Here is a 20,517-nt window from a genome sequence, read left to right as displayed (position 1 = left end):
TATCGATGTCCTTTCCCACATCTCTGCCGCAATCGCGGCTGGAACCGGCGCGGGAGGCTCCCCCCTTGCGGTGGGGCATCCTCGGCTCCGGCTGGATCGCCGCCAAGTTTACCGAATCTGTCAAGGCGCATACGCGACAAGTGATTGCCGCCGTCGGTTCCCGATCACAGACTTCGGCAGACCGCTTTGCAAACGAGTGGAACATCGACAAAGCCTATGGCGGCTATGACACCCTTGTTCAGGCGCCGGACATAGACATCATCTACGTTGCGACGCCGCATGGCGAACATCACCGTCATGTGCTTCTGGCCATCGAAGCGGGCAAACATGTGCTGGTTGAAAAACCTATCGCGTTGAACCATGCGCAGGCCGCCGAGATGGTGGCCGCCGCCCGCAGCAAGGGCGTGTTTTTCGCCGAGGCGCTATGGACCTATTTCCTTCCGAAATTCGATGTCATCCAGCAGGTCCTCGATGACGGCATGATCGGTGACATAATGTCGGTCTACACGGAATACGGCGAGTACCTGCCGCGCGATCATCGCATTTTCGATGCACGTCTGGCGGGCGGCCCTCTACTCGATCTCGGCACCTACCCAGTCTCGCTTCTGACGAGGCTTCTTGGCGTGCCGTCCCGGGTCGTCGGCATCGCCACGTCCGATCCGGCCGGCGTGAACGGTCAACTGGCCGTCGCGATGATCAGTGACCACGGTGCGCAGGGCACGATGGCGACGACGCTTTACGGCTTCACGCCGGCCAATGCGGCAATCGTCGGCACGAAAGGGTCAATCCGCTTCATGACCGAGTTCCACCTGCCGGGGTCGTTCGAGGTCTGGTCGCTGGATGGTTCGACACGGCTGACATACGAGGAACCACGCGGCGCGCATTTTGAAGGTCTCTACCACGAAGCCGCAGGCATCGCCCGCACGATTGCGCGGGGCGGACTGGAGAGCCCATGCCGGCCGCTGGATGCGTCACTCGACACGATGAAGACACTCGACGCGATCCGTCATGCGCTGGGTATCGATTTCGCCGGAGCAGGTCTTCAGGAATAGCAAAAGCCAAGCGCCGGATGTTTCCATTTGCACCCTGAACAAAACCCCCATTGCTTTCTGCACATGAATTCGGCGTGTAGCGCCCCAAATCCAGGCATACGCCGGATCGGGCTCGAACCGCCACGGGTGACGCGGACTGGCGATGACGTTGAGGTCATACAGTCGCGAACCCGGAAAGACATGAGCTCGTCGGCCAGTTCGTCAGAAACGCATCTCCATTCTCGGCCATCGCGTTAAGCGATCGTCTCTTGAGCAGCCGCTGAAATGCACATGGCATGCGCTGCTTCTCGGATAAAACTACGAGCTACAATCGGCTAGCGATTAGACTGCTGGCGTCTACGCACGTTCCGCGCGCAGTACGCTCTTTGGCGTCACAGAGAATCTCGATCGAAATGAACGGCTGAAATGTGAGAAGTCGTTAAATCCACACTGCATTGCTACGGAGCTAACATTATCGGCGCCCCCACTGCTCAAAACCGCCATGGCTTCGGTCAGTCGTTCCTCCCAAAGCCAGCGCATTGGTGTTGTTTGATCGGCAGCAAACGCTCTCGCTATTGTCCGCGGTGAGACACCAAGGTGATCAGCAAGCGCCTGCAAATCCATGTCGAAATCATCCAAGTTTTTGCGCAAATAGGATTTGGCTCGCGCCAGCACATCCCCCCCTTTGTCGTTCTCCTGAAGTGCCAACTTCGCCTCGATGGAGGTGGTTACGATTTCCATGAAAGCATTTCCCAGACGGGATGATGTCCTTTCATCTAGGTCTGCCCTAAATATAGCCATTTCTCTCATTGTGCTGCTGATGAGCGAGGCTAGGTGATCGTTACCTTTGATGACTTTCGCTGTGAGTTTCTCCGCCTTGGGCAAACGTGCCAGCATATAACGACGCGGAATACGCGCAAATATCATTTCAGACGGGCTGGAATGCTCCCATCTGAATGGCCTGGCGGACTCATAAAGTACAACGTCGCCACTCTCCAGATTTGCAACACGTTCATCCTGAATCAACTGGCTGCGGCCTTGTAGATTGAGCGCCACAAAATAATCGTCGTCCGGCAGTTTCTTAAGGCACCGTTCGTCACGGACATTGATCACAGGAGCAGAAGACACCTCACATACGGTGAACTTGCCTATCGTCGTGGACTTGAGCTTCGCATTAAACAGGTCGGCGGGTGTAGAAAGTTTGAATTCCGACGGAGAAAGATGCCTCCTGATGACATCCTGCCAAAAAGAGAGACGTTGTTTCTCAGCATAGGCCGATGTAGAGAGGTACAGTTTTTCCCCTTTGTGCCTAGTTGTAACATCAACAGTACCCATCAAGTATCCTCCATCACAAAAGCTACCCACAAAACGCTTGCTCTACAAGAGGTTTCGGACGGTGGGATGCGGCTGGTAGCCGAAGTTGTTCGCTACGCCAAAAGGCGAAGCAAGTTTCGTGCCAACAAGATACCATTGTGGGGTTGGCTGTTCAGAGAAAATCCGGTTTATATCCCGCTGCCCTTACATATTCGCGCACTTTCTATGTGAAGCAGTGCACCAAATCACCCACCGCATCCCACAGAGCATCGATCGTTCGTTCTGCCCGCCCTCGTCGCATGGCTGTCAATTTTAAGAATGCGTTCTCGATAGACTTGTAGTCGGGGCTATAGGGCGGGAGGAACATGTGGCTTGCGCCGACACGTTCAATGGCATCGCGCAAAGAAGGTATCTTGTGTGCCGGCAACTTGTCCATGTCCACTGTATCGCCGGCGCGAAGCGTCGGCAGCAACACATGTTCGACATAAGCCAGCAAGACGTTGCCGTTCATCGCGCCATCGAATGGCGCGGTCATTCCGGTGAGGCGCAGCGCTCCGGTGAAAGTCGCCGTTTTCCAGTAACCATGTGACACGCGGCCGGCAAACGTTCACCGCGCGGTGCCCGTCCACACAAGCGTGCCATCTTCGTCAAAGACCGGTTTTTCGATAAAGATCACCCTCTCCGAATCAAGATCGAGTTGGCCATTTAACCAGGCGCGCCTGCGCTTCAGGACATCCGGCCGGCTTTGGTCCAGTGAATGTGCGGACTTGTGGAATGGCCCGCCCTTTCACTCAGCATCGAGTACAATGCTGATATCCGGAAAGAGCAAGGTACGAGCCAATGCCCATTGCGATCCGTGTAATTGATTTGGGCAAGAGCTCCTGCAGCATTGTTGGCGTCGACGCGGCGGGAACTGTAGTCGTTCCTCGAACGATGCGTCGGCAAACGCTGATCGACCTTGTTGTGAAGCTTCCCGTCTGTGTAATTGCGATAGGGCATGCTGCGGCGCGCATCATCTCGGGCGGCTGTATGCAGAGCAAGGCCACCAGATCCGCTTAACGTCGCCGGAATACGTTCCTCCGTATATCAAGGCTCAGAAGAACGATGACTGCGATGCTGAGGGAGTCGCCAAAGCCGCCTCACGACCGACAATGCGGTTTGTCGAACTCAAGAGCCCGGAGCAGTTGGATATCCAACCGCTGCATCGGGTGCGTTCGCGCCTTGTAGAGAGAACGAACTTCAACCAATTGGCGGTGATTCTGGACTTGCTTCGGAAAAGTGGAGAGGTTTTCTTTAGTTGAAAGAAAACCGCTATGACGAAAGAAAGTACCCTTTACGAAAGAATTCGAGCGTGAGGCTGTTCGCTTGGCGCAGACGAGCGGGCGTACGCGGCGCGAGATTGCTGACGATCTTGGAATCGGGCTGTCGACACTGACGCGATGGCTTAGCCGAAGCCAGGATGTAGCTATGGATGATCCCAGACGTCGTGAAGGCGATGAAGATATGGCGGCTGAACTCAAACGGCTGTGTCGAGAGAACGAGGTCTTGCGTCAGGAGCGGGATATCCTGAAGAAGGCGACCGCTTTTTTCGCCAAGGAGGGAAGTCGATGAGGTTCCGCTTCATCGATCAGGCGAGACAAGAGTTCCCCGCACATCGTCTCTGCAAGGTTTTGGGCGTCAGCCAGAGTGGCTATTTTGCTTGGAAAGACAGGCCAGCAATTCGTCGCCAGCGGGAGGACATGGTGATGCTGGCGCATGTGCGCTCAGCCTATATGCTGTCTCACGAAACTTATGGCAGCCCACGCATGACGCGGGAATTGCAGGACAGCGGCTTTGCCATCGGTCGTAGTCGAACAGCCCGGCTCATGCGTGAGAATGGCCTGCATGCCCTGCAAAAGCGCAGGTTCAAGCGCACAACGGATAGCCAGCATGCCCTCCCGGTCGCCCCCCAAAATCATCGATCATGATTTTGCCGCAACCGGGCCGAACCAGAAATGGGGTGTCGATATTTCCTATGTCTGGACCCGTGAGGGGTGGCTGTATCTCGCGGTCGTGGGCGCAGCAAGGGCATCGGGATCTCAATGTCAGGAAAGGGCAATTACTACGATAACGCCATGGTCGAGACGTCCTTCAATACATTGAAATCAGAACTGATCTGGAGAGCCGCCTATCAAACCCGCAGACAGCAGAAATCACCATTGCCCAATACATCGATGGCTTCTACGATCCAACCCGGCGGCATTCGGCGCTTGACAACCTAAGCCCCGCACAGTTCGAGAGGCTGGCCGCCTGATCTGTAATTGCCTCGTCACTGTTCCGAAGAAAGTCCACGTCACATCCTTCCGTTCTTCGATCAACTCGATGACGAATTCGTAAGACCGTATGTCCGTCTTCGTGCCTGAGGTGGCTCGCCCTACACTGGTCTTCCGAGGGTTGCTCGGACAGGCCGAGCCGATCCTCATCACAGGAGGACGAGCCACCTCAGGCACGAAGACGGACATACGGTCTTACACGAATTCCTCGTGTACATCGAATGCGGAGGTCGCCTCAACCCTGCTGTCGGGAGGTTGGCTCACCGTCCTTCGCTCCCGATCCACCGGATCGCCGTGGAAAACCTACCTCGAAGCGAGCTGCGGCTACCGTGCCGAAGCCCGCCGCAGACGCTTCCAGCAAACGCAATCGAAGATCGTCATCCAGTGCCCGCGCCACCATCCGCCTCTTCAACATGGATGTTGAATCAATTTCGGCACGAACCGTCACATCACAATCGATGCTGGAGCTGCTCACATCTAGCCGCTCAGCCTTGTCAGTTTGAGACAAATGCGATGACCTAAGTAGTCAAGCACGGGCGAAGATGACTTTCTAAGCTTCATGTCGGTTCACAGCCTAAGAAGGCGATTTGCGTCAAAGAGACGTCAATCCGCTCAGTGTTAAAAAAAAGGGGAAGTCATGAAAAATTCAACGTTTGCGAAAGGCATTATCCGGGTAATCTTTTCGGGCTTGATGGCTAGCTCAGTCATATCAACATCAGCGGGTGCGGAAAGTTTAAAGGACTTCAACGCTCGCGTTGATGCCATTGTTGCCGAAGCCGCCGCGAAGCAATCAACGACACCACCAAGCGAGTGGCCGGCGCCGGTGACAGGGAAGAAAATTGTCATTATTCCATGCTCCATGGGTGGTGAGGGTTGCGCAGCCCCAGCCCGTGCTCTTCAGGAGGCAGCAAAAACGCTTGGATGGGAGGCGCTACTGATTGACGGCGCGGGTGACCCCTCCAAAATGGCAAATGCCGTGCAAAGAGCAATCAGCATCGGCGCGGATGGCATCGCCATCCAGGCGATCGATGCCGGCGTGATCGCCGGTCCGCTCGCGCAGGCCAAGAAGGCCGGCATCAAGATCGTTGCCTACCAGTCGCTGAACAAGGACGGTCTGATCGACGTCTCGTGCCCAGTGAACGCCGACTGGGCCACGACGGATGGATCAACGGAAACCTTTCAGGAAGGTTACTTCATAACAGCTTACGCCTATAAAGAAGCCGGATATTCCTTGAAAATGATCCAGATGCGTGCCGACGAATATGGCGTTGTGGCGGCTCGCGTGAAGGGCGCAGATAAGTTTATTAATGAGTGTAAAGCCGCTGGCGGAGACTGCGAAATCCTTGCGTCTGAAAACTACCTTATCACAGACCTGACCACGCGCGTGCCCCAGCAAGCGGTTAACCTCGTACGGAGGCATCCGAATTTCACCGTCCTGTGGGCGGGGTATGACGCGGGCCTGTATTTCATGATTCAAGGACTTCAAGCGGCAGGTCTGACATCGAAAGGGTTTGCCGTCAGCTTCGATGGCAGTGCGCCTAACTTGGAAATAATCCGCAAAGGTGGATTCCAGCGAGCTACCGCTGCCGCATCTCCCCCCTGGATTGGCTATTGCCAAGCGTCGTCCCTTAACAGACTCTTCAGCGGGCAGCAGCCAGTGGACGAAGGCGTGCACACGAAGCTTCTGACCAAGGACAACGTACCTGCAAGCGGTGCATTCGTGGGCGACGTGGACTACAAGCCTTTCTATGAGAAGCAGTGGGCTAAAAAATAGTCATTACGAAACAGACTGCTTGCATTTTCAACATCTTGTCCGCCTGACCGTGTATAGCGGTCAGGCGTTGGGATTTACTAATATGGCTTGCGTTCAAATAGAGAAATCAGAAACTGCGCCCCTGCTCGTGGTTAAAAATCTTAGTAAAAGCTTTTCTGGTCGCACAATTTTGCACGATCTAAGCTTTGAAGTGATACCCGGTGAGATCCATGCGCTTGTTGGCGAGAACGGATGCGGCAAGTCGACCTTCATAAAGTGTCTTGCGGGCTTTCACGAACCCGATGCCGGTGCGGAGATCAATGTTCTCGGCACTCCCCTTCACCTCCCTTATTCGCCAGCGGATGCGAGCGATTATGGTCTCAGTTTTATACATCAGAATCTTGGACTGGTGCTCACCCAAAGCGTTACAGAGAACCTCGCCCTATCTCAAGGCTTCAACCGCGGTTTAGGCTGGAGGATAAACTGGTCCGAACAGCGACGCCGCACTAGGAGGGCCTTGGAAGGCTTCGGTGACCACATCGATCCTGATGCGCTGGTCAGAGATCTCCCACAGGCGGATAGAACGCTGGTGGCGATTGCTCGCGGGATGCAGGACCCCGACAAAAAAGGCGGGCTTCTTGTCCTTGATGAACCAACAGCGGCATTGCCATCGGATCAAGTAGAGCATCTTTTCAAAATGCTCCGCGAAATTGCCGCGAAGGGCGTCGGTATCGTGTACGTTTCGCATCGTCTCAACGAAATCCTCGAGCTGTGCGATAGAGTGACCGCGATGAGAGATGGCCGCCGTATAATCACGCGACCTATTGCCGGTCTCACGGAACGTTCCCTCGTTGAGCTCATTATCGGCCGTTCACTTGACAGTTACTATCCCAAGATTGAGCGTACCCCCGACCAAAGGCAACTGCTGAAAGTGCAAGGATTAACCGGCAATCGAGTCCAATCCGCCGATTTCACTATTCAGCACGGCGAGATCGTTGGCGTTGCCGGTCTTCTCGGATCCGGCCGCAGCGAACTTGGGCGGCTGTTGTTTGGAGCGCAACAGAGAAGCGCAGGATCGGTTTCTTTGGACAGTCTTGAATTGCAGCTGAACACACCGGCTGACGGCCTGCGAAATGGCGTAGGATATGTGCCTCAAGATCGATTGGGGCAAGGCGGCGTCGGTAGGATGACGGTGTCGGAGAATATTCTGCTTCCCGATATGAAAAGCGTATGGAACGGGAGCGGTATCTCCAAATCGAAAGAGAATGCAATCGCCAAGGATGTCATTCGTCGGTTCAACATCCGGCCGCCGCAATCTGATGCTGTCTTTTCCACCCTTTCAGGAGGCAATCAGCAAAAAGCAATCATCGCAAGGGCGATGCGGTTGAACCCCAAGCTGTTGATCCTCGATGAGCCGACACAAGGCATTGACATCGGTTCAAAAACGGAGATCTACGAGATTATTGCGAACGCTGCGAAGGATGGAATGTCTATCTTGTTGGTGGACTCCGACTTCGAAGATCTATGCCGTCTTTGCGATCGGGTTCTTGTGATGACAGAGGGCTCAATCGTTGCTGAACTCAGCGGTAGCGAGAAAACCCCGAGCCGTCTTTCCGAGATTGTGTATCTATCCAAGGAATCTCTCCAATGAAGTCAACTGCTGCAGCCCCTGTGCAAAAGCGCGCGACCCTTACGCTCATAAAGTATGCGGGATTGTTCTTGCCGCTCTTCATGGTTGCGCTGATTGTATTGTTTTCAATCCTCGCCCCTGATACGTTTGCAACATCCACGACTGCGGTGACGCTCCTACGCACGGAGTCAGTGTCAGCGATTTTAGCGATCGCCCTGCTCTTTCCGCTGATTGTTGGTGAGTTCGACCTTTCGGTCGGTGCAAACCTTGGACTTAGCGCAATATTGGTAACCGGTCTCCCTTCCTTGCAGGGACTGGAATTCCTTCCATCGATCATGATCGCGGTCACCACCTGTGGGCTGATCGGACTGGTCAACGGAATCCTGGTCGCAAAAGTTCGGATCAATGCACTGGTGGCGACTCTGGGGACAGGTGTAATCATTACTGGCAGTGTGTTTTGGTATACTGACGGCAATGTGATATTTTCCGGTATTCCCGAAGCCCTCCCGATGCTCGCGCAAACCGACTTCCTGGGCATCCCGACACCCGCATATTTCTTGATCGGTGTCGGATTTGCGTCATGGTATGCTTTGCAGCATACGCCTCTTGGCCGATATCTCTACGCGATCGGTGGTTCCAAGGATGCCGCCAGGCTATCGGGTCTCAATGTCGACAATCTGACGATCCTTGCTTTCGTTCTGGCTGGTGTTCTTGCCGGAGTGGCCGGGGTGCTGCAGGCAGCACTACTCGGCTCAGGAAATCCGAACGTCGGCCCTCCGTTTCTTCTTCCTGCATTTGCGGCGGCGTTTCTTGGAGCCACTGCCATCTACATCGGCAGATTTAACGTTCTCGGCACGATCTTCGCTGTCTTCACGGTGGCAATCGGGATCAATGGCCTTCAGCTGCTAGGGCTCCCCTTCTATGTTGCCCCGATATTTCAGGGGGTGGCGCTGATTGTTGCCGTGACAGCGGTCCGCTTGCTGAGGCAGCAGGCCATCTGATTGCAAACGTGAGGGTGACGTATCACATCACCGTCTCTTTACCAGGAAGAAAGAAAATGTCGTCAAATGCCCTCATCGTCGTCGATCTACAGAATGAATATCTCCCCGATGGGAAGCTTGCCCTAGTCGGCATCGAAGCGGCGGTGTCGAATGCCGCAGCCGTGATTGCCTGGGCCCGCGAGCAAGGTCATTCGATCATCTTCATTCGCCATGTCTCGCCAGATCCGGCAGCACCTTTCTTCACAGCCGGAACGCCGGCAATCGAAATTATCGAGGCGGTATCTCCGTTGGACGGAGACCTCGTGATCGAGAAACATTTCCCCAATTCGTTCCGCGAAACCAGCCTCAAGCAGATTCTCGAAGAAAAGGGCGTCCGCGATCTGACGATTGTCGGTGCCATGAGCCATATCTGCATTGATGCGACCACGCGCGCAGCCGTGGATTTTGGCTACACAACAACGCTGGTGCACGATGCCTGTGCAACGAGGGATATGGAATTTGAAGGCCGCACTGTACCAGCCTCTTTCGTCCACGACGCCTTCATGTCAGCGCTGAACTTTGCCTATGCAAAAGTTACGAAAACAGAAGACCTAGTGAAATAATGCCGATCGCTACCGCGCTTCTATCGCGGTAGCCTTTGACTTCGATGAAGACGGCAGCTTCAAGACTGCCGATCTTTGTCCGGATCCGGCAGGAGTTGGGATAACGCTCCCACTATCGAGGCTCCTCCCGCCGCCATTCCAATGACTTGCTTGGCTGCGACATTCAGGGTGATGCGCCCGTTCATGGCTTTCCTCTGCAATAATTTATGAGCATCGGCGGAAGAAACATCCGCCTGATGCTGCAGGATGACTTTCGCGAGTGCGACCATCGACACATCGTGTTCGTGCGCAGGCTGCACGGCGTCCGCTTCACCGCTCTTGTGACGCCGCGATTCCCTGGCGATCATGAGGTTTGTGAGCAGCCCGAATGGCTTTAACGGTCGCTCGATCACGGCTGCGACATGGAGCTCCATGATGACCTGCAGCGTGGAAGGGTCCTCATATCCCGCGATCGCGATCAAAGGAGGTGAGGATCGTTCCAGCGCACCGCCTAGCAATCTGAGTTGATCACGAAATTCCGGATCGACACTCACGATGCCAATATCGAGATCCCTGAGCATAGCGGCTGACGGCGGCCAGCACGTCGAGGGAAAGCACCCGATGCGCCTTAGATGCTCCGTCAGCAAATGACTTTCCGCCCCATGCGGCAGAAAGATACCGACACGAATACCGTTCAGGTCACTCAGGCGCGGCGGTCGCAATGCATCCTCCCCATCTCAGGCAACGGCGTCATCGACCGTATGCCACATCATGAAGGGTGATGCGGAAATGGCTAGCTTTTCCTCTTCAAGTATCTCGAACTCACCGATCGCATTCACACGCGCGATTCTCGGCCACAAACTCGTGTGATGCGTTTGGGCATCGATGGCGACAGCGCCCTGCGGCGCAACGACCGAAGCCCGCTTCACAGCCGCGCGCACTTGATCGATTCCATCAGACGTGCCGACGGAAGCCGCAGCAGCCAGCATCTTTACTTGAAAGTACGCCGCTTCAGCGTGACAGGTCGGGGGATGGAGATCGCCGAATTCGCGCTCGAAATCATCAACGAACCGCCGGTTTTCAGAGGTCTTTATGTTTCTGAAATAGGGAGCAGAAGAGATATGCCCTTCTGCGGCATCTGCGCCAATATCCCTCACGTCCGTCTCCGTCGTCACAAGGCTGACAATGGAAACGCCGTTTTTTCGCATGCGCGTGCGATCGAACGCTCGGTACAATTGCGGAATATCGCGACCGACGACGGTCGAGAAAACCGCATCGGGGGCCGCGTCTTCCGCCCGGCGAATGGCATCTGCGAATTCCTCATCCGCCGCCCCGAATGACAGATAGATTTCGCCCACAACCTCACCGTCGGCCTGCAGCGCAAGATCCCGCATGATCCGGTTGCTTTCGTGCGCGAAAATATAGTTCGTTCCGACGAGAAAAATGCGCGTCCCGTGGTTGCGAAAGGTATGGCGGGCAAGTTGGACTGCGTTCTGGTTCGGCGCCGCACCCGAGTAAAAGCAGTTGGCCGAGAACTCGAAACCCTCATAGAGGGTTGAATAGAATAAAAGCGAGTGTTTCGCCTCAACGATCGGAAGAACGGCCTTTCGGGAACTGGACAAGTGGGTGCCGAAAAATATCCTCGCGCCGTGATCATCGCAAAGAAAGCGCGCTGCCGCCGCATAGCTTTCGGGAGTTGCGCCGATCGAGACTTCGACCGGCACTATCTCGCGACCGAAGATCCCACCGCTTTCGTTCACTTCCTTTATGGCCAGAAGCGTGGCCAGCCTTTGTGTCAATTCGTGCGGCGCGGTGATGCTTTCTTTCGAAAACAAAAGGCCGACAGGCAGTTTTGTCCCGTTCCCGGTCTTCGGGATAGTCGACAGATGCTTCATCGCAAACTTTCCGGATCAGCCAATGGCATTGTCGCAACATCGATGTTGTTGATGCAGACGGCTCTCAATCTGGAAACGCGACCAAATTGAGAGCTTGAAATTCAGCGAACAGCCGGACTAACCATCACCGGCTCTCTTTTTGGCGTATGGCTATGATGATGATGGTGGTGATGGCCGTGGTCATGGTCATGGTCATGGTCGTGATGATCGTCACCATGGTCATTATGAGACGGCAGGCATGCGGCATTCATCAGAAGAACAGGCTGCCCATGGGGCGTGTTCAGATAAGCCCGGCGCCATTCTTCCGTGCGCTCGACAACATCGCCTTTTGGTATAAGTCCCCGAGCCTCGGTCATCTCAATGAGCGCGGTGGCCCATTGACGATAATAGGCCTGGTTCACCGTTTCGCCTTCTTTGGCGGGAGCAGCTTTAATCTCGTCGCTGAAGCACTCCGCCCATTCGGACCATGAAAACTTGCCCTGTTTGCTGAGTTCCACGGTCACCGCAAACACCTGGGCATGCCATGGTTCATCAAAAATCGGGCCGCCTTCATCCCTGGGAAGTTTCAGGGATTGGAAATCGCTATCGTCACTCATCCGCTGACGCCCTCAAGGTAGCATTCCCAAAGGTCCATGTAGACCTTGTCTTTCGTCGTCGAGTCCTCGCCCCACAATTCCTGCGAGGTGAACATGACATTGTAGAGATGCTGGGGTTGTTCCCCCTTTAGATGGGCCATGCTGTCAGCCAGGGTAAAGACCCCATGCTGAATGACGATTTCACCGATTTTTCCACGGGCGTAACGCGGGAGACGCGTATGGGTTACAGGGTTGACGTTTTTTGCCCGAACCCTGTCTCCGACCTTGAATGCCGGCGGCGTGTCGGAATCCCTGTGGGTCGACGCACCAACGGGAACGATGGCTTCGACGAGCTCCTTGGTTACGGTGCGCATCAGGCTTCATCCTTCAAGGTTTGCAGTTTGGCTTCATATTCTTCCTGTGTGAAGACGCCCTTCTCGACAAGCAGAACCTCGTTTGCGTGCAGCCAGTGCTCGTAATAGGTCGTCGAAAGATAGTCGGAACCGTTCATACGCTCGCAGCCATGCCGATGTTCGTCGATATTGTAGGCAGCCGCGAAGCAGAGGCCCACATGGATCGCAAACATGCGGCGCTCCCAGTCGTGCTTGAAAACCGGTTCGGATTTCGGCGGGGCAATCGGGCCGAAGCCGTGCATGCCACCCAGGTCGTGAGCACCGTTCATATCAGCCTCCCAATTCTGCAGGTGAGCGAGGAAAACCTGTTCCAATCATGGAGTCGCGTGTGACGAGCTCGGCGAGCTGCTCCTCGCTCCAACCTTCGGTACCGTCCGGACGCATCGGTAGAACTATGTAGCGAAGCTCGGCCGTGCTGTCCCAGACGCGTACTTCCGTCGTGTCCGGCACGCTGGCGTTGAACTCGGCAAGCACGCCACGCGGATCGATGACGACACGAGAACGGTAGGGAGCCGCCTTGTACCACACCGGCGGAAGCCCCAGTGTCGGCCAAGGATAGCAAGAGCACAACGTGCAGCACACGATATTATGGACATCCAGGGTGTTCTCGACGACCATCATATCCTCGCCCTGTACGCCGGCGAAACCCAGCTCTGCGATCGCTTCAGTCGAGTGTGTCAGCAGCCGTTCCTTGAACTGCGCATCAGTCCAGGCTCTCGCGACGACCTTGGCGCCGTTTCTTGGGCCGATGCGGTGCTCATAGGTGTCCACAAGTTCGTCAAGTGCGGCAGTTTCCAGAATCCCTCTCTCGGCCAGCAGGGATTCCAGTGCCCTCACACGCAGGGCGATATCCGCCGGTGGCTTGGTATGGTGCTCGTCGCTCATGTGAATTCCTTTGGTTCCCTTTTTTGATCGTGACGCATCGCTCACGTTCCACCTATTTCTCGGCAGCTTTACAAATATACTTGAGAGAATGGGGGCGCGGACTTCCTCGCTCCCCTTGTTGCTTCCTTCGAAGGATCGCTCGCGCGACCAATACGGCCACCCCACATCTTGGACCGGCGCATGCGAAGAAACAGAGCTCGACGCTATTGTCGATGCAGGCAGTAAGCAGCTGACCCTATTGTCAAACAGGCCACTTAGTCAAAATTGATAGCGTCAATTCAGGTGCTTGTAAAGCATTTCGGGGCCTGGACGATGGCGCGGGCCAATTCCAATTCGCGCCTCGTTCATCTGACTTTTTGAAACAAGTTCATTGGCAAGCGCGGTCAAGCCTGTTTCATCTGGCTTGTTAGAATTCGCCCTGTCTGGCGCGCGTCCCGGCAAGAATCAGCATCATGGGGAACAATCCATGCACTTCAAAAGTATTTCTGAGATTTCCGAAGAAATAATGAGGAAAAAAATAACCTCCTCGGAAGTTACGTCCAGAATATTGGAGAGGATATCCATCCGAGATGCAAAAAGCTGCAGCTACATTACGGTGACAGCCGAGCGCGCCATGCAGCAAGCGGCGGTAGCCGACAAAGAGATCAGCCAGGGCCTATGGAGAGGCCCTCTGCACGGCGTGCCGCTGGGCATCAAAGACATCATCTACACCGATTTTGCCAAGACCACGGCTGGAACGGCGATACACCGGGACTTCCGTCCCACGTTCAACGCCACGGTGGTGAACCGGCTGGAGACTGCAGGCGCAGTCACCCTCGGCAAGCTCACCACTACGGAACAGGCCTTTGCCGACCACCATCCTTCGGTGAAAGCGGCCGTCAACCCCTTTGGAGAGGAATATTACTCCGGCGTTTCCTCTTCCGGGTCGGGCGTGTCCGTCGCAGACGGCTTAGCGTATGGCTCGCTCGGGAGCGACACCGGCGGCTCGATCAGAGCACCTTCGGGTGCAAACAATATAACGGGTGTGAAGCCGACCTGGGGGCGCGTCAGCCGCCACGGCGTTTTCGCGCTCGCGGATTCGCTCGACCATATCGGCCCGATGGCCAGATCGGCGGTCGACGCCGCGATCATGTTGGGCGCGATCGCCGGCCAGGATTCCAACGATCCGACCGCATTGCGGGCCGCCGTTCCCGACTACCTGTCAGCATGCGCAGCCGGCATTCAAGGGCTTCGTATCGGCATGCCGAGAGCCTTTGCCTGCGAGAATACCGAGCAGGAGATTTCGAACGCATGGCAGTATACCGCTGATGTGCTTTGCTCGCTTGGCGCCGAAACGCGGGACATCACCTTTCCTGAATGGCGCAAGGCCGTCGCCGACTGGATTGCCCTGTGCTCGCCTGAGACAGCCCGCGCTCACCAGGAATTCTATCCCTCACGCAAGGACGAATACGGGCCGGTGCTTGCTAACTTCATCGAGACGGGGCGGAAGTTGTCGGCCATCGACTATGTCAACGCCAATCTCGGCAGAATTGCCTTTTCCGCGCTGTACAGGAAGCTATTCAGCGAAGTGGATATCTTCCTGATACCGGTATTCCCCCGCGCGCTGCCAAAGGCGTCGGAATGGCTTGAGATCGCCGATTCCCAGTTCATTGATTTCACGCGTTTCTTCATTCCGGCCGACATTACGGGTTCGCCTACCGTTACATTCCCGGTTGGCGCCGATCGCAACGGCATGCCGATCGCCATGCAGGTCTGCGGTCCGCATCTCAGCGAGGACGTCCTGCTCAAGGTGGTCGCGAATTTCCAGCGTGTGACGAGCCATCATCTGCGTCGGCCTGTTGACTGATCCGGCAAAGGACATCCGGCAGGTGACGATAGCAGCATGCATCCGTCAACTCCGGCCCCGGCGCGTAAGTGGCGTGTCAGGCTTGCCGACCCGCCGGCTCAAATACCTGCGATTTGACTTTCGCCAAATGCCGGGAGAGCAGCCTTTCACCTGTCGGCTGCCTCAGGATGAGCCATGAAGCGATAATTGTTTTTCGAACTACGCCATGACCGGCGTGCTGAATGATCGTGACATCAACTTCGGCAATGCCATGGATCGCGTCCTCAGAAATTTGCTGGACGTCGATGATCGACGGCACGATCGTCAAGTTTCCATCATCGTAGTCCGCCTGCTCGTTACGCATGATCTCATCCCGGCCACGCTCAGGACCCAGGTGCCGTCCTGCGTGAATAGCGCACCATACGCAGCTGCATTGCTTGTATTGACGGCATCGACACAGCAATCCCATACGGACTGGAGAATGGCGTAACCCGGCAGCGGATTGGCAGACATTGTAATCGTCTCTCTGTGCTTAATGATTGCAGGCCGTTTTACGGCGATGACGTCACATTGCAAGAATGCTGCATTGCTTCACAGCCTACGCCGAAAGACCCTCCAACCCGCCGCTTCATCGATGCGTTCCGGGCATGCTGGAGCGCATCCTGTGAAAGTCGTCAGGCCTGCGCGATCGCCGCAATCGACTCGCCACCGTCAACAACCAGGGCCTGTCCCGTAATGTATGAAGACATGGACGAAACGAGGAAGAGAATTACCTCGGAAATCTCTTCGACCGTCCCGAAGCGGCCAAGCGGCACGTTGTCAAGAACCACCGCCTCGAGCGCCTCTCTGCCGCCGAGATGATCCTGATAGGGGCGGTTGAATGGCGTATCACTTCATCCCGGGCAAAGCGCATTCACGCGAATTCCGATCGGGCCGTAGCCCAGCGCTATTTGGCGTGTCATGGTGATCACTGCGGCCTTGATGGTGTCGTAAGCCAGCATCCCAAGATCGACGAAAACACCGGCATTGTACGCGGTATTCAGGATAACGTCGCCCAGTCGCTGCTTTTTCATGATCGGGATCGCCGCCTTTGCACCAACGATCTGCGCCGTGACGTTCACCGCAACGGATCGTTCGAAATCGGTCACCGTGAGTTCTTCGCCCCCCGGAAAGCTGAATCCCCGCATGGTTATGCAGAATATCGAGCGTGCCGAAACGTCCGCGGCACCGTTGCACGACCTCATCAATTTGCGAAAAATCAGAAACATCGAGCACTTCCCCGTCGGCATTCCACCCGCCGGCGCGAATGACCGCAATCGTTTCGGCGGCTGCCCCGCCATCTATACCGCGGCCCCTCACTCGCCAGCTTGATTGCCGCTGCGCGTCCGATTCCCATCCCCGCCGCCGTGATGAACGCGACCTTGCCCTTCAGAATTCCTGCCATCTTATCTCCTAACCAGCACTGCTTCCACCATTGCCGAAACCGTCATCAAACATCGCGCGGACAAACTTTTTTGGTTGGGCAATGTGCAGTATCTCTGCCGAAACAGCGACCGTCTTTCGTAGGCACGTGCAGCTTCTTCGATGAATGTTGCCATGCGCACCGCGCCAAACTGCTATCTGAAAATCCTTGCACGCTCGAACAGAATATCAGCCATTGCGGCGCGACCGGGCCTGAGAAGCTCATATGTGAGTTCAGCTGAACCGCGACTTGCCTACCGCTTCAAGTGAGAGCGGCCGTGCAAAAGTCGGCCGCGGTAGCGGCGGGATAATCCTGCTGCGGGCGGAGTAAAATCCGGCCACCTATTTCCTTTCTGCAATGATCGCAGGAGGGACAGGGGATCTAACCGTGGAACTTTATCTGAGGGTTCGCCTGGCTGTTTCGGAAGGGATGAGCCGGCGTCAGGCAGCGAAGCATTTCAACATATCTCGCTACAGCGTGGCCAGGATGTTGTCGTATTCGACACCACCCGGCTATCAGCGGCGATCACCGATCCGGCGTCCGAAGCTGGATGCATTCGTTTCGACGATCGAGCATTGGCTCGATGAAGACCTAGAGATGCCGCGCAAGCAGCGTCATACCGCAAAGCGGGTGTTTGACCGGCTGCGGGACAAACGCGGGTTCACCGGCGGCTACACGATCATCAAGGATTACATGCGCGAGCCGCCAGGAGGTGTTCGTGTCTTTGTCGCATCCGCCCGGCCACGCACAGGCAGACTTCGGTGAGGCGACGGTGGTGATTGGCGGCGTCGAACAGAAGGCCCGATTCTTCGGGCTCGATCTGCCGCATAGCGACGGCTGCTATATGCGTGCCTATCCGGTGGCGGTAGCCGAGGCTTGGGTCTATGGCCACATTCACGCATTTGCATTCTTGGGGCCGTACCGTAGTCGATCGTCTATGACAATGACCGTTGCCTTGTCGCCTAGATCCTGCCCGACGCAACACGCAAGCGGGCAGCGCTGTTCAGCGGCTTTCTGTCCCACTACCTGATCCGGGATCGCTATGGTCGGCCGGGAAAGGGTAACGATAAGGGGAATGTCGAGGGCCTCGTCGGCTACGCCCGGCGCAACTTTATGGTGCCGATCCCGCAGTTTCCGGCATGGGATGCGTTCAATAGCTTTCTGGAAGAGCAGTGCCGCAAACACCAGCGCGACAAGCTGCGGGGCGAAAGCGAGACAATCGGCGAACAGCTTCAGCGAGACTTGAATGCCATGCGTCCCTTGCCTGCGACGCCGTTTGATGCCTGCGACCAGGCCAGCGCTGTTGTGACGACCCAGTCGCTCCTACGCTACAAGACCAACGACTATTCCGTGCCGGTCGCCTACGGCCATCAAGACGTCTGGGTTCGGGGCTATGTCGATAAGGTGGTGATCGGCTACCGTGGCGAGATCATTGCCCGTCATCCGCGGTGCTGGGACCGGGAGGATGTCGTCTTCGATCCCGTCCATTACCTACCGCTGATCGAGCAAAAGATCAATGCGCTGGATCAGGTAGCCCCTCTGCAGGGCTGGAATCTGCCGGACGAGTTCGCCACGCTGCGCTGTTTGATGGAAGGCAGAATGGCCAAGCATGGGCGGCGGGAATATGTGCAAGTTCTGCGACTGTTGGAGAGCTTCGACCTTAAGGACCTGCATGCGGCGGTGAAGCAAGCGATCCAGCTCGATGCCATCGGCTTCGATGCGGTCAGGCCTTGATAGCAACCAAAATCGGCGGCGTATTCTCGAAGAACTTGATCATTTCTCTCCGCCCGAGCTGGCGTCTCAGAACGGGTTCTTCAGCTTCATCGACGCCGTGCAACTGTAATACGTTTTTTGACGTGCCATTCCGATTCTTGTAACGGGCTTCATGGTGCGCTCCTCTCGCTCAATTCCATAGCCAGCATGCCATAGATCGCTGAGGTCTCAGAGCCGTCCACACCAACACATGCGGATGTGCAAAATTCAAACTCGTCCGTTACCCGGCTTGGTCGCGTGCCTCGTCGGGCGTCGGCGATTTCACGTTGGCGGAGTGTCGCGATAGCAACCATTCGCCAGTCGGCTGCCTTAGGATTAACCACGAAGCGATGATGGTTTTTTTGACGACGCTTCGGCCGGCGTGGGGCGAAATCGTGACATCGACTTCGGCGAGGCCGTAGATCGCGTCACTGGAAATCTGCAGGGCATCGATGATAGACGGCGCAATTGTCCAGTCGCCCTCATCGTAGTCAGCTTGTTCATTGCGTGTAATCTCATCTCGCCCGCGTTCAGGCGCTTGTCCCGTCACGACGCGAATCCCGTCATTCGTGAAGATCGCACCATAGGCGATTGCATTGCTCGTATTCACGGCTTCGACATAGCGATCCCAGACTGACTGAAGGATTTCGCGCGGTGGTATAGGACTATCAGACATTGTAACATGCTTTCATTGTTTGATGTTTGCCAGCAAGCTATCAACAACGGCTGAGCTAGTGGCATTCAGTTGGCGGTCTACTTCGAGACCGCCGTCGCTTGATACTCAATCTTACTCATCGACCGGGCGTATGAGGCTGGACGGTGCGGCATAGTCCTTCAAGGTCTCACGCTGTGTAATTAGCCGTGCACTGTGTTGTCCTGACAAGTGGATCCAAATCCAACTCCACGCCACGGCGAAGCGGGAGCGAGTTCCAATCAGGAAATATATATGGGCGAGACCCCAGATCCACCAAGCAAGCCACCCCTTAAGGCTCAAGCGAGACCATTCGATAACAGCCGCACGCCTTCCGATTGTGGCAAGATTACCTTGGTGACGGTATTTAAATGGGCCCGGGTCGGATTGCGCCAACAGCCGCGATCTAAGGACTTTGGCAACATAGGAACCTTGCTGCTTCGCAGCCGGCGCGATGCCAGGCACCGGCCTGCCATCATCTCGCTCAATAAGAGCAGTGTCGCCGATGATGAAAACACTTTCGTCGTGCGGTGCGTGAAGACGTTCAGTAACCCTCGCTCGTCCTGCTCGGTCGGTCTCGCAGCCGACCCAACTGGCCGCTGGTGAAGCCTGTACGCCTGCGGCCCAAACAACGGTTCTGGCCGTTACAAGCTCATCTCCGACAAACACCCCCTCATCCGTGATTTCAGTCACAGCCTTTCCAAGCTGTACCTCTACGCCTAGCTTCGTAAGTGCATTATTTGCGTATGTAGACAATTCCACACTGAACGCCGGCAGAACTCTCAAACCAGCTTCGACAAGAAGAATTCTCGAGCTGCGAGTGTCGATGGAGCGGAACTCTAATGGCAGTGTCGACTTAGCCAGCTCAGCAATCATTCCCGCTGTTTCAACGCCGGTCGGCCCCCCACCGATGACAGCAAACGTCAACTGAGCCGCCTTCTCCTGTTCGTTCTCGGCCAACTCCGCTCGCTCAAACGCCAGAAGCACTCGTCGGCGTATCGTGGTTGCATCCTCGAGGGTTTTAAGCCCGGGCGCCAGTCTCTCCCACTCATCGTGGCCGAAATAAGCGTGCCTTGCGCCCGTAGCCACTACAAGCGTGTCGTAGGTAAGGCGCTTCCCCGACGCGAGCACCACAGCCTTCGACCCCCGATCAACACCGGTAACTTCATCGAGTAGCACTTTCACCTCTTCCCTTTCACGAAAGAGATTGCGTATCGGCCATGCGATCTCGGAGGTCGCGAGAATTGTTGTGGCGACCTGATAGAGGAGAGGTTGGAAGAGGTGATGATTCCTTCGGTCAACCAGAGTAATGTCCACCGGCAAACCTTTGAGAGCGTGAACAAGCTGGAGACCTCCGAAACCGGCTCCGACAACCACTACTTTGTGCGTTTGCATTA

General features: G+C 55.9%; 16 protein-coding genes and 7 pseudogenes. 9 read left to right on the top strand and 14 right to left on the bottom strand.

The genetic code is table 11. From position 1 onward, the window contains the following. Nucleotides 1-5: 5 nt before the first annotated feature. Nucleotides 6-1,052: a Gfo/Idh/MocA family protein gene (locus ACIQUH_RS12015; RefSeq protein ID WP_400815151.1), complete on the top strand. Its 1,047-nt coding sequence runs from the start codon at nucleotides 6-8 to the stop codon at nucleotides 1,050-1,052. A 336-nt stretch (nucleotides 1,053-1,388) separates the two neighbouring features. Here the strand turns inward: ACIQUH_RS12015 and ACIQUH_RS12010 are convergent, their stop codons facing one another. Together ACIQUH_RS12010 and ACIQUH_RS12005 are read right to left on the bottom strand one after the other, a co-directional pair. Beyond that, the gene (locus tag ACIQUH_RS12010; protein ID WP_400815148.1) at nucleotides 1,389-2,366 is read right to left on the bottom strand and encodes a helix-turn-helix domain-containing protein; all 978 of its coding nucleotides are present in this window, start codon (nucleotides 2,364-2,366) and stop codon (nucleotides 1,389-1,391) included. 151 nt (nucleotides 2,367-2,517) lie between these two features. Continuing rightward, nucleotides 2,518-3,111, bottom strand: a pseudogene (locus ACIQUH_RS12005) (transposase); the annotation flags it as partial. Between the two features lie 74 nt (nucleotides 3,112-3,185). On the opposite strand from ACIQUH_RS12005, the pseudogene ACIQUH_RS12000 reads away from it, so the two are divergent. From ACIQUH_RS12000 to ACIQUH_RS11975, 6 genes and pseudogenes are all read left to right on the top strand, one after another. After that, nucleotides 3,186-3,607 (top strand): annotated as a pseudogene (locus ACIQUH_RS12000) (IS110 family transposase); the annotation flags it as partial. Between the two features lie 103 nt (nucleotides 3,608-3,710). Beyond that, nucleotides 3,711-4,638: pseudogene (locus tag ACIQUH_RS11995) on the top strand (IS3 family transposase). A gap of 656 nt (nucleotides 4,639-5,294) precedes the next feature. Continuing rightward, nucleotides 5,295-6,431 carry a sugar ABC transporter substrate-binding protein gene (locus ACIQUH_RS11990; RefSeq protein WP_400815145.1) on the top strand — a complete coding sequence of 379 codons (1,137 nt, stop codon included), beginning with the start codon at nucleotides 5,295-5,297 and terminating at the stop codon, nucleotides 6,429-6,431. Between the two features lie 19 nt (nucleotides 6,432-6,450). Further along, nucleotides 6,451-8,061, top strand: a complete 1,611-nt coding sequence (locus tag ACIQUH_RS11985; RefSeq protein WP_400815142.1) for a sugar ABC transporter ATP-binding protein — start codon at nucleotides 6,451-6,453, stop codon at nucleotides 8,059-8,061. Beyond that, nucleotides 8,058-9,041: an ABC transporter permease gene (locus tag ACIQUH_RS11980; RefSeq protein WP_400815139.1), complete on the top strand. Its 984-nt coding sequence runs from the start codon at nucleotides 8,058-8,060 to the stop codon at nucleotides 9,039-9,041. Before ACIQUH_RS11985 ends, ACIQUH_RS11980 begins: the two co-directional genes overlap by 4 nt. A 56-nt stretch (nucleotides 9,042-9,097) precedes the next feature. Further along, nucleotides 9,098-9,643 (top strand): cysteine hydrolase family protein, encoded by a 546-nt coding sequence (locus ACIQUH_RS11975; RefSeq protein WP_400815136.1) that lies wholly within the window; start codon nucleotides 9,098-9,100, stop codon nucleotides 9,641-9,643. A gap of 59 nt (nucleotides 9,644-9,702) precedes the next feature. Here ACIQUH_RS11975 and ACIQUH_RS11970 read toward each other — a convergent pair whose 3' ends face one another. The 6 genes from ACIQUH_RS11970 to nthA all read right to left on the bottom strand — a co-directional run bounded on the left by ACIQUH_RS11970 (nucleotide 9,703) and on the right by nthA (nucleotide 13,390). After that, the gene (locus ACIQUH_RS11970) at nucleotides 9,703-10,344 is read right to left on the bottom strand and encodes an ANTAR domain-containing response regulator (RefSeq protein WP_400815134.1); all 642 of its coding nucleotides are present in this window, start codon (nucleotides 10,342-10,344) and stop codon (nucleotides 9,703-9,705) included. A 15-nt stretch (nucleotides 10,345-10,359) separates the two neighbouring features. Further along, a complete protein-coding gene (locus ACIQUH_RS11965; protein ID WP_400815132.1) occupies nucleotides 10,360-11,517 on the bottom strand; it encodes a transporter substrate-binding domain-containing protein in 1,158 nt (385 codons plus the stop codon). Between the two features lie 101 nt (nucleotides 11,518-11,618). Continuing rightward, nucleotides 11,619-12,113: a nitrile hydratase accessory protein gene (locus tag ACIQUH_RS11960; protein ID WP_400815130.1), complete on the bottom strand. Its 495-nt coding sequence runs from the start codon at nucleotides 12,111-12,113 to the stop codon at nucleotides 11,619-11,621. Beyond that, the gene (locus ACIQUH_RS11955) at nucleotides 12,110-12,466 is read right to left on the bottom strand and encodes an SH3-like domain-containing protein (RefSeq protein WP_400815128.1); all 357 of its coding nucleotides are present in this window, start codon (nucleotides 12,464-12,466) and stop codon (nucleotides 12,110-12,112) included. Before ACIQUH_RS11955 ends, ACIQUH_RS11960 begins: the two co-directional genes overlap by 4 nt. Next, the gene (locus ACIQUH_RS11950; RefSeq protein WP_400815126.1) at nucleotides 12,466-12,774 is read right to left on the bottom strand and encodes a hypothetical protein; all 309 of its coding nucleotides are present in this window, start codon (nucleotides 12,772-12,774) and stop codon (nucleotides 12,466-12,468) included. Before ACIQUH_RS11950 ends, ACIQUH_RS11955 begins: the two co-directional genes overlap by 1 nt. Nucleotide 12,775: 1 nt before the next feature. Further along, on the bottom strand, nucleotides 12,776-13,390 hold the full coding sequence (nthA, locus tag ACIQUH_RS11945) for a nitrile hydratase subunit alpha (RefSeq protein ID WP_400815124.1): 615 nt from the start codon (nucleotides 13,388-13,390) through the stop codon (nucleotides 12,776-12,778). Between the two features lie 466 nt (nucleotides 13,391-13,856). On the opposite strand from nthA, the gene ACIQUH_RS11940 reads away from it, so the two are divergent. Next, on the top strand, nucleotides 13,857-15,236 hold the full coding sequence (locus tag ACIQUH_RS11940) for an amidase (protein WP_400815122.1): 1,380 nt from the start codon (nucleotides 13,857-13,859) through the stop codon (nucleotides 15,234-15,236). Between the two features lie 76 nt (nucleotides 15,237-15,312). Here ACIQUH_RS11940 and ACIQUH_RS11935 read toward each other — a convergent pair whose 3' ends face one another. The 3 genes and pseudogenes from ACIQUH_RS11935 to ACIQUH_RS11925 form a co-directional block, all read right to left on the bottom strand. Beyond that, nucleotides 15,313-15,579, bottom strand: a complete 267-nt coding sequence (locus tag ACIQUH_RS11935; RefSeq protein ID WP_400815120.1) for a hypothetical protein — start codon at nucleotides 15,577-15,579, stop codon at nucleotides 15,313-15,315. Between the two features lie 310 nt (nucleotides 15,580-15,889). Then, nucleotides 15,890-16,402: pseudogene (locus tag ACIQUH_RS11930) on the bottom strand (SDR family NAD(P)-dependent oxidoreductase). A 43-nt stretch (nucleotides 16,403-16,445) separates the two neighbouring features. Continuing rightward, nucleotides 16,446-16,490: pseudogene (locus ACIQUH_RS11925) on the bottom strand (hypothetical protein); the annotation flags it as partial. A gap of 616 nt (nucleotides 16,491-17,106) precedes the next feature. On the opposite strand from ACIQUH_RS11925, the pseudogene istA reads away from it, so the two are divergent. Further along, a pseudogene (gene istA, locus ACIQUH_RS11920) lies at nucleotides 17,107-18,405 on the top strand (IS21 family transposase); the annotation flags it as partial. Here istA and ACIQUH_RS11915 read toward each other — a convergent pair. From ACIQUH_RS11915 to ACIQUH_RS11905, 3 genes and pseudogenes are all read right to left on the bottom strand, one after another. After that, nucleotides 18,404-18,564, bottom strand: a pseudogene (locus tag ACIQUH_RS11915) (IS110 family transposase); the annotation flags it as partial. The pseudogenes istA and ACIQUH_RS11915 overlap by 2 nt on opposite strands. A gap of 106 nt (nucleotides 18,565-18,670) precedes the next feature. Beyond that, nucleotides 18,671-19,105, bottom strand: a complete 435-nt coding sequence (locus ACIQUH_RS11910) for a YybH family protein (RefSeq protein ID WP_400815118.1) — start codon at nucleotides 19,103-19,105, stop codon at nucleotides 18,671-18,673. Nucleotides 19,106-19,216: 111 nt separating this feature from the next. Next, entirely contained in the window at nucleotides 19,217-20,515 is a 1,299-nt protein-coding gene (locus ACIQUH_RS11905; RefSeq protein ID WP_400815116.1) for an NAD(P)/FAD-dependent oxidoreductase, read from the bottom strand. Nucleotides 20,516-20,517 lie beyond the last annotated feature (2 nt).

This window comes from Agrobacterium sp. NPDC090283, assembly GCF_044769685.1.
Lineage (GTDB): Bacteria > Pseudomonadota > Alphaproteobacteria > Rhizobiales > Rhizobiaceae > Agrobacterium.
This window is presented reverse-complemented; position numbering and strand designations above follow the sequence as displayed.